Consider the following 12,599-nt stretch of genomic DNA (forward strand, 5'->3'; position numbering starts at 1 on the left):
TAAGCAGCTATCCAATCGATAGCATCGACCAGTGAAGATTCGTCCCCATGGGCCACTGCTTTGCCCTCGCCTGTCAGCCGACTGTCAGGTCCGAAGAGCCCGACCAACTGAAGCCCGCCGCCCAGAGCAAGAGACACCTCTGCACCAGCTACTGCGCGTTACGCCAGCCGGCACGTTGCGTCTTGCCATTTGCTTGCCGTTCTGGGCGTACTACCAAGGCACGATGGCAAACCGCTCCACCAGAAAATCCAGTAATGCGCGCACAGCGGGCGACAGATGTTTGCGCGAGGGGTACAGCGCGTAGATCGCCATGTCTGGCAGTTTCCAGTCCGGCAGCACCGCTTGCAAGGTGCCATCACGCAGATGCGGATTGGCCAGATAGGTAGGCTGCAGGGCCACGCCGCCGCCGGCCAACGCGGCTCGCATCAGGGCTGTGGCTTCATTGGCGCTGAAATGGCTGCCTACGCGCACCTCCGCATGCTCGTCTCCCCGCTGCAGCTTCCACACGCTTTTTCCAAAGTTGGCATAGCTCAGGCAGCGATGCGCGATCAGGTCCGCCGGCAGCTTGGGCGTGCCCTGCGCGCGCAAGTATTCGGGCGACGCGACCAACACCGACGTGCACGGCGCCAGTACGCGACCAATCAGCGTGGGGTCGGGCTCCGCGCTGATGCGGATGGCCAGATCAATGCGCGCCTCCACCAAATTGAGTGCCCCCTCGCTGGCATTCAAATCGATTTTGAGCTGCGGATATAGCTTCAGAAAGTCTGCCACTGCCGCTGCCATCTGCGCGTAGGCCAGAGACATGCTGCAGGTGATGCGCAATTGCCCGCGCAAGGCGCCATCATGACTATGGGTTTCTTCCTCCACGTTTTCCATCAGCGCCAACATTTGCTGGCTGCGGCGCAGGCAGTTTTCGCCCGCATCGGTCAGCGTGACGCTGCGCGTGGTGCGCTGCAAAAGGCGTGCACCCAGCCACTGCTCCAACTCACCCACATAACGCGTGACCATGGCGCGCGACATGTCCAGCTTGTCGGCCGTGGCGCTGAAACTGCCGCTGTGGGCAACCTCCACAAACACCTGCATGGCGGTCAGTCGATCCATGATTTGCTCAATATGTGAAACAGTAATGACCGAATTATCGGGTTTATCTGCGCGAATATTGAAACTAAAGTTCACCCCAGCGCTGCAAGGCGTCCTTTCAACTTCTACCCGATTGGAGCTCCCCATGATCCGCACTACCGTACTCGCCGCATCCCTGGCCATCGCTTTCACCAGCGCCCAGGCCGCCCAACCGCTCACCGTCAAGGTCTACAACGCGGATGGCAACAGCTTCAACGTCAACTCCACGTTGGTGGTTGGTGAAAAGGAAGCCATGGTGATCGACGCTGGCTTCACCCGCGCTGACGCGCTGCGCATTGCGGCCAACGTGCTGGACAGCGGCAAGCAGCTCACCACCATCTATGTGAGCCAGGCCGACCCCGATTACTACTTTGGCGTGGAAACACTGAAGGAATTTTTCCCCAACGCCGATGTGGTGACGACTCCCGCCGTTTTGGCGAAGCTGTCGCCCAAGCTGACAGGCAAGGTCGCGTTCTGGGGTCCCAAGATGGGCGCCAATGCGCCGCGCAAGCCAGTCGTGCCCCGCGCGCTGGAAGGCACCACCTTGACGCTGGAAGGCCAGACGATTGAGATCCGCGGCACCCAAGGCGTGTTGGCACACCGCCCCTACGCGTGGATCCCATCGATCAAGGCCATCGTTGGCAACATTGGCGTGTTCGGCAATATGCATGTATGGACCGCCGACACCCAAACCGCCGCCGAGCGCGCCGCCTGGGTTGCGCAGCTGGACGAGATGGCCGCACTGAAGCCTGAGCTGGTGGTCCCTGGCCACATGAAGGCGGGCACCAAGGTCGATGCCAGCGCGATCACCTTCACCAAGGATTACTTGCAGACGTTCGAGAAAAACCTGGCTGCGAACAAGACCAGCGCAACGCTGATTCCCGCGATGAAACAAGCCTACCCCGCGTTGACCGAAGGAGCCCTGTCGTTGGACATTGGCGCCAAGGTCAACACCGGCGAAATGAAGTGGTAAGAATGAATCTGGGAGGAGACCGCACCGTGCGCACGACCACAGTCACGTATTTGTTCGACCCGCTGTGTGGCTGGTGCTACGGTGCTTCGCCCGCGATCCAGCAGTTGGACCAACATGCCAGTATTCAACTCGAGCTGGCCCCCACGGGCCTGTTCTCCGGAAGCGGGCGCACCATGGATGCAGCGTTTGCTGAATATGCATGGTCCAACGATGTCCGTATTGAAAAACTCACCGGCCAGCGCTTTACTGAAGACTACCGCACGCAAGTGCTGGGCAAGGTTGGCAGCCGCTTTGACTCAGCCACCACCACGCTGGCGCTCACAGCTGTGGCGCTAACGGAACCTGCGCGTGAACTGGAAGCGTTGAAAGTCTTGCAGGAAGCCCGCTACGTGCAGGGGTTGGACACCTGCACCGTGCCGACGGTGGAGAAGTTGCTGCGTGACACAGGGTTGGGGCCTGCCGCCGACCGCTTGATTGCGGGTGATGCAGAGTTGTTGGCCGCCAACGCAGCGCGCGTCCACAAGGCGCGGGGCCTGATGCAGCGTTTTGGCGCGCAAGGTGTACCGGCGCTGATCGTTACGGACGACAATGGCAGTCGGTTGCTGCGCGGCGATGCGCTGTATGGCAGCTTTGACATTTTGCTCAGCCACATTGCAGCGACCTGAAGCAACCACTGCAATCCTCAGAAGGAGCTCTCGATGAAACTACTTCACGAAGTTCTGACGCACTTGCATGCGGGCCGCTGGAGCGAAGCGCACAACCTCGTGCAAGACGATGGCTCGGAGTTGGCGGCCTGGCTGCACGGCATCCTGCACATTCAGGAAGGCGATCTGGAAGATGCAGAGTACTGGTACGGCAAGGCCAACCGGCATTTCCGCAGTCGAGGCACGCTGGATGAAGAACTGGAGCGATTTGAGGCCAATTTGCTGGAGTAGCTGCCGACCCGATACTCGGGGGCATCAGTGATACTTCGATATTCCAATTGTGACTAGCGAGTTTCCATGCAAGTTCTTTCACGCCTTGCCATTGTTCTGGGTCTTTTTGCCATGGGGTCCGCCTACGCTGGAGAAGTCAGTGTGGCGGTTGCCGCCAACTTCACGGCGCCCATGCAGAAAATTGCGGTTGCCTTTGAGCAGGATACGGGGCACAAGGCGGTGCTCTCCTTCGGTTCCACCGGAAAGTTCTATGCCCAGATCAAGAATGGCGCGCCGTTCCAGATCCTGCTGTCTGCAGACGACGAAACACCAGCGCGACTGGAGAAGGAAGGCGCTACCTTAGCTGGCACACGATTCACCTACGCCACCGGCAGGCTGGTGCTCTGGAGCAAGCAAGCAAGCGTCGTGGATGACAAGGGCGAAGTGTTGCGCAAAGGGTCTTTCGAGCACATCGCCCTTGCCGACCCCAAACTGGCGCCCTACGGTGCGGCAGCTGTAGAGACGCTGACCCAACTCGGCTTGCTGCAAACCTTGCAACCCAAAGTGGTTCAGGGCGAGAACATTGGGCAGGCCTACCAGTTCGTGCTGACAGGTAATGCGCCGCTGGGCTTTGTGGCGCTGTCGCAGGTGACGGCGGATGGAAAAATTAAGGAAGGCTCTGCCTGGGTCGTCCCGGCCCACCTGCACAAGCCGATCCGGCAAGACGCCGTAACCCTCACTGCGGGCAAAGACAACGCAGCTGCGGCCGCCTTGATGGCCTATTTGAAGGGCGACAAAGCCACTGCCATCATCAGGTCGTTTGGCTACGAGCTTTAAATGGAAGTAGAAGCGGTCATACTTGTGCTTCAACCAACAGCAACTGGCGGCGGCGCAGGCCACACAGCCCAAGACTGACGACTCGCCAGCTGCCCTTAGCGGGAGCGAACCATGAATATGTCTGACACCCCCCAACCGGCCGCGCAGACCTACCGCGCGCTGCAGGTTTGGGGCTTGCGTGCTGGCCAAGCCCTGGATACCCAGGATTGCGTGGCCGAAGAAGTGCCCGTGGCGTTCGAATTCAATGGCATCGCCCATGCCGTGATGATGGCGACGCCCGATGACCTGGAGGACTTTGCCTACGGTTTTTCCATCACCGAAGGCATCGTGGACAGCGCCGCTCAAATGCTGGACTGCGAGTGGAGCCGTTCTTCCGACGGCTATACGCTGCACCTGCGGATTGCGGCTTCCTGCTTTGCGCGCCTGAAGGAGAAACGCCGCAATCTGGCGGGCCGCACCGGCTGCGGCCTGTGCGGTACCGAAAGCCTGGCGCAAGCAGTGCGCCAGCCCATCCCTTTACAAACAGCACAGCGCTTTGACGCCAAGGCCATCGCCACCGCGATGGCCGGCTTGCGCGAACGCCAACTGTTGCTCACTGCAACCGGCGCCACCCATGCTGCGGCCTGGTGCAATGCCCAAGGCCAGATTGAACTGCTGCGCGAGGATGTGGGCCGCCACAACGCACTGGACAAGTTGGTGGGTGCACTGGCGCGTTCGCGGTACCCCGCAGAGACGGGCTTCATCGCCGTGACCAGCCGCGCCAGCTACGAGATGGTGCAAAAAGCGGCGGTCGCTGGTGTGGGCCTGTTGGCGGCAGTGTCTGGCGTGACCGGGCTGGCCGTGGATGTCGCGCAGACCGCGGGCATGACGCTGGCCGGCTTTGCCCGCGATGGCAATGTGTCTGTGTACAGCCATTCGGATCGTCTGAACCTGCAAGGCTGAGCCAGCATGGACAACCGCAATCTGCAAACCCTGCTGCAACGCCGCTCGGTCTCGCCCAAGCGCCTGGGCCTGCCTGGCCCCAATCTGCAGCAGATACAAGACATCGTACGCGCCGGTCTGCGCGCACCAGACCATGGCGGCCTGGTGCCTTGGCGGGTGATTGAATTTGCCGATCACCAGCGCGCGGCGCTTGCAGAGCTTTTTGCACAAGAGAAACTTCGGCGTGACCCATTGGTCGGCGCCGACGATCTGGAACGCGCCCGCGCCCATGCCACCAACGCCCCCATGCTGCTGGCTTTTGTCGTGTGTCTGCGGGCACATGTGACGGTGCCTGTGCATGAGCAATGGCTGGCCGCTGGCGCTGCGCTGGGCAATATGCTCAATGCGATTGACGCAATGGGCTTTGGCGGCATCGTGCTCAGCGGCGACCGCTGCAGCGACGCGACACTGCTGAGCGAGCTGGGCATTGGCCCACACGAACAGCTCGCTGGCTTCATCAGCGCAGGCAGCATCCTCAAAGCGCCCAAGCCGGCGGCAGACAAAGCGCTGGAACCTTATCTAAGCCAATGGTGCGGGGCGACATCACCCGCCAATTCCATTACGGAGAGTTGCAAACATGAGTGACAACGGAATTCGCAAATACAACGATCCAGCTGGTGGCTGGGGTGCGCTGGGCGCTACGGCGCGGGCCATCAAGGGGCAGATGAAGGCGATATCCGGCGCCAAGATCATGCTCAAGAACAACCAGCCCGATGGCTTCGACTGCCCGGGCTGTGCATGGCCAGACCCGAAGCACACATCAGCCTTTGAGTTCTGCGAAAACGGCGCGAAGGCCGTTTCCTGGGAAGCCACCACCAAGCGCGCAACGCCCGAGGTGTTTGCCAAACACACGGTGACGGAGTTGCTCACTTGGCGCGACCATGACATCGAAAACCTGGGCCGCCTGACGCAACCGATGGCCTATGACAAGGCCTCGGATACCTACCGTGCCATCGAATGGAGCGAAGCGTATGCGCGCATCGCCGCTGGCCTGAACGCCCTGCCCGACCCGAACATGGCGGAGTTTTATGCGTCGGGGCGCGCATCCAATGAAGCGGCCTTTCTGTACCAGCTGTTCGTGCGCGCCTACGGCACCAATAACTTTCCGGACTGCTCCAACATGTGCCACGAAGGCACCAGCGTCGGCTTGCCCAAGTCCATCGGTATCGGCAAGGGCACCGTTTCGCTGGATGACTTTGACGAGACCGACATGATCATCTCGATTGGCCACAACCCCGGCACCAACCACCCGCGCATGATGGGCACGCTGCACCATGTGGCGCGGCGGGGCAAGCCCATCGTCGTGCTCAACCCGCTGAAGGAGCGCGCGCTGGAGCGGTTTGCCGATCCACAGGATGCGGTGGAGATGGCAACGCTCAGCTCAACCAATATTGCGAGCGACTACCTGCAGGTGAAAGTGGGCGGCGACGCCGCTGCGCTGAAAGGCGTGATGAAAGGCGTACTGGCGCTGGACGCAGCAGATCTGGCCGCTGGCGGCGCAGGTATGCTGGATCGGACCTTCATCGCCGAACACACCAATGGCATCGATGCTTTGCTGGAAGATCTCAACGCCACCAGTTGGGAGCAGATTGAACAGACTTCGGGCTTGACGCGCGCAGCGCTGGAGCATGTGTCACAGCTCTACTGCAAGGCCAAGTCCGTGATCATTTGCTATGGCATGGGAGTCACTCAGCACCGCAATGGCACGCAGAACGTGCAGCAGATATCCAACCTGCTGCTGCTGCGCGGCAACTATGGCAAACCGGGTGCGGGCATCTGTCCTTTGCGCGGACACTCCAATGTGCAGGGCGACCGCACGGTGGGCATTGACGAGAAAGCACCGCTGGCGCTGCGTCAGGGGATTGAGCGTGTGTTCGGCTTTGTGCCTCCCGAGGCGCATGGGCACGATGCTGGCGATGCGCTTGACGCCATCGTCGAAGGCCGCTCCAAAGCGCTGGTGTGTCTGGGCGGCAATCTGGCGGTCGCCATGTCTGATCCACAGCGCACCTACCCTGCGATGCGCCAGCTGGACCTGGCAGTGCACATCGCCACCAAGCCCAACCGCTCGCACCTGCTGATCGCGAAAGAGACGATTCTGTTGCCATGCCTGGGCCGCACCGAGCTGGACATGCAGGCCGAAGGGCCGCAGTCGGTGACCGTGGAAGACTCCATGTCCATGGTGCACGCCTCCACCGGCAAGCTTCCGCCACCGTCCCCCAACGTGTTGTCGGAGCCCGCCATCGTGGCCGGCATCGCCAAGGCGGTTTTGGGAACACGCCACGGCATCGATTGGGATGGCATGGTGGCCAACTACGACCGCATCCGCGACAGTATTGAAGCGGTGCTGCCCATGTTCAAGGACTACAACGAGCGCATCCGTATTCCTGGGGGGTTTCGTCTGCCGATTGGACCTACGGAGCGGATCTGGCGCACGGCGTCGGGTAAGGCTGAGTTTATTGTGATGAAGGATGTGCGCGAAGACGCCAGTGCTGTGGATGCCAGCGTGCTCACACTGGCCACGCTGCGCAGCCACGACCAGTACAACACGACGATCTATGGTTTTGATGATCGCTACCGTGGAATTTTTGGCCGCCGCGATGTGATCTTCCTGAACGCGCAAGACCTCGCCGAACGCGGCATCGCCGCCGGGGACCGCGTGGACGTGGTTGCTGCACACACCGGTGGCGACGGTGCAGAAAGCGCCGTGATGCCGGGTCTGACGGCGGTCGCGTATGACATCCCCAAGGGTTGTGCGGGTGCCTACTATCCGGAAGCGAATGTGCTGATCCCATCCTGGAGCCGCGACAAGCAAAGCGGCACGCCAGCGTTCAAGTCAGTTCCGATACGGATTCAGCGCTCGGCGAGGCAACAACAAGCTGCATAAATGAGCGTGGTCACCTTCAAGCCATCAGAGGCGGTGTACGGTCTCCTGTTTGCATTGGTTGCAATGCTGTTGCCCATGATCGCAACGGCAGGAAGCAAATTGTCGTACCGGCACATGCCATGTCAAATGGATAAGCCAATTGAACTGAAGTTGTTATAGCGGCTACGGCCCCACCGCGGGCCTTCGGTTCCGGGAGGATGCAATCCGGCTGATCTCCATCCATATCGACTGAACATAAGCACGCTCGGCCTGCTCGAACTCCCGGTTGAAGCCCAGGAAAGTTATCTCGGTAGCCAGTGGTGCGCGCATAACTTCCAGCGATTCGCGAAATTCTTCAGACTTCAATGCAGAGTCGATGATTCCCATAGGCAAAACAGCCACGTCTCCCCGGCTTAGCACCAGTTTTCGCAAAAGCGATTCCGCATTGACCGCACCGGCGTCCTGCGCGACACCCAGCTCAATCAATTTGTCGCGTGCACTCATCTGCCCGGGCAACACCATCACGGGCACATTGAGGTTGGAGAAGGCAGTGCCATCCCAGCCAATGGGGCTCCCAATACGGCGCACCACACCGATCACCATGCTGCCGGTATTGCGCGTCTTGTCGACATAGCCATTGCGCATCGGGAACGAAAAATCCGTCAAGTTGGTCGGTGTTGCCGCCAAAGGCAAGGCCGCAAAGTAGGTCCCCGCCTTGACGCTCAGCCGACAGCGAACCCACGGCAGCGGCACAAAATTGACGGTATCACCCAGACGTTCCACCGCCAATCGAACCAGCGTCTGCGCCTCGCCTTCCTTGTCCGGATATGTCAGCGGTGGAACCGGGTTCTGGGAGATGCAAATAGTCAGGTTGCGTGCAACGCACGTTGCAGGAATGCAGACCAGGCTGAGGACCAGAGCCAGGCCCCATGGGGTCGACACGGCCCGCGACAGATGCCGCCTCCTGGGTTTGGCGACCTGTTCAAGCCCCGTCTTTATGTCAGGGAAAACATGATGGATCCGCATTTCACGCCATCATGCCTGAACAGACGCAACAAGTCCCTCGCCTGCGCGCCCTATCTCCGCGGTTCAATACTCGTTGGCCCACCCATGCGCTGCGAAGCGCTACTGTGTTTCGAGTTTGCGAAGCATTTCCACCGCGTTGGAATTCTTGGGCTCCAGCTCGAGAGCACGGCGGTAATTCACGACGGCCCGCGCCTTGTCGCCCTGAACCATGTAGGCCTCACCCAGACTGTCATAGCCATTGCCGTCTTTGGGAAACAGTTCCACATTCAGCTTGAACACCGCAATCGACTCTGGCAAATGTCCATGCGTCAGGTAGTGGTAGCCCAGCTGATTCAGTTCGTTCGCACCATCCACAGCAGGGAATGCCCCGGGACTCTGTTGGAACTTGGCAAGCGCCGCATCCGGCCCATGCTGGGCAATGGCCTGGGCCAGCGTGTCTGCGAGCGCGCGCTGCGGTGCGGGCGTGGGCAAGTCATACAGCACGCTGGTGATGGCAGCGGACAACTTGTAAATGGCGGGCGTGATGGTGCCGCCGCCATCGTTGAGCAAAATCACGACGAGCCGTTGGTCGTTGGGAAACCGGGTGATCAGGCTGCGAAAGCCATTGGCGTTGCCACCGTGTTCATGCACGGTGATGTCGCGCCCGCCCACTTTGCGGTTTCCGATCATCCAACCGTAGCCATAGCCCAAATCACCGCGAATGTCGTCTTTGACATAGGGCGTGAACATACGTTGCTTGGAGGATTCCGACAGCAGGGTGCTGCCATACAAGGCACGATCCCAAAGCAGAAGATCGCCGATAGTGCTGTACATGCCGCCGGCTGAATATCCATTGGGCATGTACATGGGCGCAGCACTCTCAAACGTCCCGCCGGGTGCCCGGACATAACCCGTGGCCTTGCGCGCCACGATGCGCTCGGGAAACTCGTAACCAGAACGCGCCATATGCAGCGGGTGCAGGATCATGTCGTCCAGCGCCTGCGCATAGGACTTGCCGGTGACCTTTTCGATCACATGGCCCAGCAAGTAGTAGCCAGAGCTGTTGTACTTGCCTACCGAACCTGGCGTGAATTCCAGATCACGGTTCATGATCTCCAGAAACTCCGCACGCGACACCTTGGCGCCCAGACGGTTCTCCCAGAAACCGGGAAAGTTGGCGTAGTCGACGATGCCGGAGGTGTGGTTTAGCAATTGGTGAATCGTTACCTGGCTGCCAATGTCCGCGCGCAAGTCGGGCACGTACGTCCCGATTTTGTCGTCCAGCTTGATTTTTCCCTGCTCAACCAATTGCATGGTCAGCGCGGCTGTGAACTGTTTGGTCAGCGAGGCAATACGAAAGGCCGTGTCGGTCGCGTTGGGAATCTTCCACTCGTGGCTGGCCAGACCAAAGGCGCCCTGGTAGACCACCTTGCCATGGTCGGCCACCAGCACCGCCCCGTTGAGTTGGCCGATGGCATGGTATTGGGAAAGCAATGTCTTGATGCGCAATGCTTTAGCAGTCTGTGCGGCCTGGGCAGCAGCTTCAGCGGGTTTGGGTTGCGCTTGCGCTGGAGTGGTCGCAGCCAACGCCACCGCCGCCATCACATAAATTGCCGGGGTCAGCCACAGCTTGCTTGTCTTGAGGTTGGGCATAGGAATGGTCATCTGCAGATTGATACGTACGGACAAGGGTTGCCGTCAGGAAACCGCACTTTAGGCCGGGCCCGGTATTTGCGCATTAGCGAGGTGACGAAATGCGGTTCGCACAGACGGAATGCAGACTTGCTGCCATCAGTTACAACAGCGATGGTGTGAAGGCTCCTCTGCCCGCAAGTGATGAAAACGGAACGCTAGTTTTTTGCGACAGCTAGCCCTGTCAGATACGCTTCCAGCGTCTGCGCGCCAACGACCTCCAGGTCGAAGGCATCGGGATCCAACAACCAGTTGTTCTTGAGCCCGCCAATCAGTGCAAACAGGCCCAGCGTGGCGTGGCGCAGGTCCATGTCCGTGCGGAGCTGCCCTTTGTCGCGCGCCAGCTGTATCAGACGGTGCATGTCGTCTATGTATTCGCTGCGTCCGGCGATATGGCGTTCGCGCACGCTTTGCAGATCGTCCACGTACTCCACTTTCTGTGTGGCAATTTCGAACACGCGGCGTACCTGAGGGTTATTGACAATCTGATGCAAAGCGGAGGCCGTGTTGCGGCGAATCTTGTCCAGGGGACGCTCTTCGTCAACCGAAGTGATTTCCGTCATACGGGCCATCATCGGCAGAGTGACGCGCTCCATCATCGCGTTGAAGACGTCGCCCTTGTTCTGAAAGTGCCAGTAAATGGCACCGCGGGTCAGGCCCGCTTCTTGCGCTATCTCTTGCAATGACGTACGGGACACGCCGCGGCGCTGGAACACGCTTTCGGCAGCGTCCAGTATTTGCTCGCGGGTAACGAGTGCGTCTTCTTTGGTGCGGCGGGCCATGGGCTAGAGGTGATTTTTAAGGGTTGTCAGCATACATTCACAAGTGTATGTATACTAAGACCGAATCTTTGATTTACAAGGTTCACCCCCGATTTTTTTCTGATGGCGTTGCCGTCTGCGCACTACTTTTTTCTGAAAAAGGCTTACCCATGTCCCCATCCAGCCAACTTGCGGCGCGCGCGCCTGCCTCTGCTACCTCCCCCTTTCCCACCAAGATGGCCCTGCTGGCCACCGCTGTCACATTGATGTTGGCTGCTTGTGGCGCCAAAGACGGCGCGCCGGGCGGCGCTGGCGGCGGCATGCCACCGGCTGAAGTCGGCGTCGTCACGATTGCACCCACCGTGGTTGCATTGCAAAGCGAATTGCCCGGCCGTGTCAGCGCCGTGCGCGTAGCGCAAGTGCGCGCACGGGTGAACGGCGTTGTGCTGCGCAGCCTGTTTCGCGAAGGCAGCGAAGTGAAGGCCGGCCAGGCGCTGTACCAGATTGACCCAGCCCCTTACAAGGCCGCGCTGGACAGCGCGCAGGCCAGCGTGGCAAAGGCGCAAGCCAACGTGGCGCAAGCCAACGCGCAGGTCGAACGCTACAAGCCGCTGGTCGAAGCCAATGCGGTCAGCAAACAGGAATACACCACCCTGGTGACTGCGCAGAAGCAGGCCGAAGCCGACGTTGCCACCGCCAAGGCCGCTGCGCAAACCGCGCAGATCAATGTCGATTACGCATCGGTCTACGCACCCATCTCGGGCCGCATTGGCCAGTCGCTGGTGACCGAAGGCGCCTTGGTCAGCGCCGCTGAAGCGACACAGCTCGCAGTGATTCAACAAACCAGCTCTGTCTATGTGAACTTCACGCAGTCCAGCACTGAGGTGCTGCGTTTGCGCAAGGCGATTGCATCCAAACAACTGCGTGCTTCGGGCGATGGCTCCGTGCCTGTGCGTGTGGTGCTGGAAGACGGAACCGAATTGCCACGCGCTGGCAAGCTGCTCTTCTCTGATTTGACGGTGGACGCCACCAGCGGCCAGATCACGCTGCGCGCCGAAGTACCGAACCCGGACGGTATGTTGCTGCCCGGCCAGTATGTGCGCGTGCGACTGTCGCAGGCCGAACTGCCCGGCGGCATCCTGTTGCCGCAGCAAGCCGTGACACGCAGCAACCAAGGCGACAGCGTGCTGGTCGTTGGCCCTGAAAACAAGCCCGGCCCACGCCCGGTCAAGGTTGGCAATTCGCAAAACGGCCAGTGGGTCATTCTGAGCGGCCTGCAAGCCGGCGACCAGGTCATCGTCGATGGCTTCCAGAAAATGATGGTGCCTGGTGCGCCGGTGAAACCCGTGCCGTGGACACCCGGCGCAAAGCCTGCTGCCGCAGCCGCTTCTGCTGCAGCCCCGGCCGCATCGGCCCCTGCAGCCGCAGCATCTGACAAGAAATAAGAGAGTCGA

At 60.4% G+C, this 12,599-nt stretch carries 12 protein-coding genes; 8 read left to right on the forward strand and 4 right to left on the reverse strand.

Features of this window, described 5'->3' with window-relative positions; translation table 11 throughout:
* Positions 1-210: 210 nt before the first annotated feature.
* Positions 211-1,101, reverse strand: coding sequence for a LysR family transcriptional regulator (locus AC1DV6_RS16770; RefSeq protein WP_477979425.1), 891 nt, complete (start codon positions 1,099-1,101; stop codon positions 211-213).
* A gap of 124 nt (positions 1,102-1,225) precedes the next feature.
* Between AC1DV6_RS16770 and AC1DV6_RS16775 the strand changes: the two genes are divergently transcribed.
* The 7 genes from AC1DV6_RS16775 (at position 1,226) to AC1DV6_RS16805 (ending at position 7,708) form a co-directional block, all read left to right on the forward strand.
* Positions 1,226-2,092 (forward strand): MBL fold metallo-hydrolase, encoded by an 867-nt coding sequence (locus AC1DV6_RS16775; RefSeq protein WP_477979427.1) that lies wholly within the window; start codon positions 1,226-1,228, stop codon positions 2,090-2,092.
* A 2-nt stretch (positions 2,093-2,094) separates the two neighbouring features.
* Complete coding sequence (locus tag AC1DV6_RS16780) at positions 2,095-2,757, forward strand: DsbA family protein (protein ID WP_477979429.1); 663 nt, start codon at positions 2,095-2,097, stop codon at positions 2,755-2,757.
* 33 nt (positions 2,758-2,790) lie between these two features.
* Positions 2,791-3,027, forward strand: a complete 237-nt coding sequence (locus AC1DV6_RS16785; RefSeq protein WP_477979431.1) for a hypothetical protein — start codon at positions 2,791-2,793, stop codon at positions 3,025-3,027.
* 66 nt (positions 3,028-3,093) lie between these two features.
* On the forward strand, positions 3,094-3,843 hold the full coding sequence (gene modA / locus AC1DV6_RS16790; protein ID WP_477979433.1) for a molybdate ABC transporter substrate-binding protein: 750 nt from the start codon (positions 3,094-3,096) through the stop codon (positions 3,841-3,843).
* Between the two features lie 111 nt (positions 3,844-3,954).
* On the forward strand, positions 3,955-4,785 hold the full coding sequence (fdhD, locus tag AC1DV6_RS16795; RefSeq protein WP_477979435.1) for a formate dehydrogenase accessory sulfurtransferase FdhD: 831 nt from the start codon (positions 3,955-3,957) through the stop codon (positions 4,783-4,785).
* A gap of 6 nt (positions 4,786-4,791) precedes the next feature.
* Positions 4,792-5,409 (forward strand): nitroreductase family protein, encoded by a 618-nt coding sequence (locus tag AC1DV6_RS16800; protein WP_477979437.1) that lies wholly within the window; start codon positions 4,792-4,794, stop codon positions 5,407-5,409.
* Positions 5,402-7,708 carry an FdhF/YdeP family oxidoreductase gene (locus tag AC1DV6_RS16805; protein WP_477979439.1) on the forward strand — a complete coding sequence of 769 codons (2,307 nt, stop codon included), beginning with the start codon at positions 5,402-5,404 and terminating at the stop codon, positions 7,706-7,708. Before AC1DV6_RS16800 ends, AC1DV6_RS16805 begins: the two co-directional genes overlap by 8 nt.
* A 162-nt stretch (positions 7,709-7,870) precedes the next feature.
* On the opposite strand, the gene AC1DV6_RS16810 is transcribed toward AC1DV6_RS16805, so the two are convergent.
* The 3 genes from AC1DV6_RS16810 to AC1DV6_RS16820 all read right to left on the reverse strand — a co-directional run bounded on the left by AC1DV6_RS16810 (position 7,871) and on the right by AC1DV6_RS16820 (position 11,166).
* Complete coding sequence (locus tag AC1DV6_RS16810; protein ID WP_477979441.1) at positions 7,871-8,629, reverse strand: hypothetical protein; 759 nt, start codon at positions 8,627-8,629, stop codon at positions 7,871-7,873.
* Positions 8,630-8,812: 183 nt separating this feature from the next.
* Positions 8,813-10,357, reverse strand: a complete 1,545-nt coding sequence (locus AC1DV6_RS16815; RefSeq protein WP_477979443.1) for a serine hydrolase — start codon at positions 10,355-10,357, stop codon at positions 8,813-8,815.
* 185 nt (positions 10,358-10,542) lie between these two features.
* Positions 10,543-11,166, reverse strand: coding sequence for a TetR family transcriptional regulator (locus tag AC1DV6_RS16820; RefSeq protein ID WP_477979445.1), 624 nt, complete (start codon positions 11,164-11,166; stop codon positions 10,543-10,545).
* A 149-nt stretch (positions 11,167-11,315) separates the two neighbouring features.
* Between AC1DV6_RS16820 and AC1DV6_RS16825 the strand changes: the two genes are divergently transcribed.
* The gene (locus AC1DV6_RS16825; RefSeq protein WP_477979447.1) at positions 11,316-12,590 is read left to right on the forward strand and encodes an efflux RND transporter periplasmic adaptor subunit; all 1,275 of its coding nucleotides are present in this window, start codon (positions 11,316-11,318) and stop codon (positions 12,588-12,590) included.
* Positions 12,591-12,599: the final 9 nt, after the last annotated feature.

Source organism: Rhodoferax sp. P2_H8_2 (assembly GCF_056403235.1).

Coding starts and splice junctions, on each gene's coding strand:
- fdhD (WP_477979435.1), top strand. CDS start 3,955: ATGAATATGTCTGACACCCCCCAACCGGCCGCGCAGACCTACCGCGCG.
- AC1DV6_RS16815 (WP_477979443.1), bottom strand. CDS start 10,357: ATGACCATTCCTATGCCCAACCTCAAGACAAGCAAGCTGTGGCTGACC.
- AC1DV6_RS16780 (WP_477979429.1), top strand. CDS start 2,095: ATGAATCTGGGAGGAGACCGCACCGTGCGCACGACCACAGTCACGTAT.
- AC1DV6_RS16820 (WP_477979445.1), bottom strand. CDS start 11,166: ATGGCCCGCCGCACCAAAGAAGACGCACTCGTTACCCGCGAGCAAATA.
- modA (WP_477979433.1), top strand. CDS start 3,094: ATGCAAGTTCTTTCACGCCTTGCCATTGTTCTGGGTCTTTTTGCCATG.
- AC1DV6_RS16825 (WP_477979447.1), top strand. CDS start 11,316: ATGTCCCCATCCAGCCAACTTGCGGCGCGCGCGCCTGCCTCTGCTACC.
- AC1DV6_RS16775 (WP_477979427.1), top strand. CDS start 1,226: ATGATCCGCACTACCGTACTCGCCGCATCCCTGGCCATCGCTTTCACC.
- AC1DV6_RS16785 (WP_477979431.1), top strand. CDS start 2,791: ATGAAACTACTTCACGAAGTTCTGACGCACTTGCATGCGGGCCGCTGG.
- AC1DV6_RS16770 (WP_477979425.1), bottom strand. CDS start 1,101: ATGGATCGACTGACCGCCATGCAGGTGTTTGTGGAGGTTGCCCACAGC.
- AC1DV6_RS16800 (WP_477979437.1), top strand. CDS start 4,792: ATGGACAACCGCAATCTGCAAACCCTGCTGCAACGCCGCTCGGTCTCG.
- AC1DV6_RS16805 (WP_477979439.1), top strand. CDS start 5,402: ATGAGTGACAACGGAATTCGCAAATACAACGATCCAGCTGGTGGCTGG.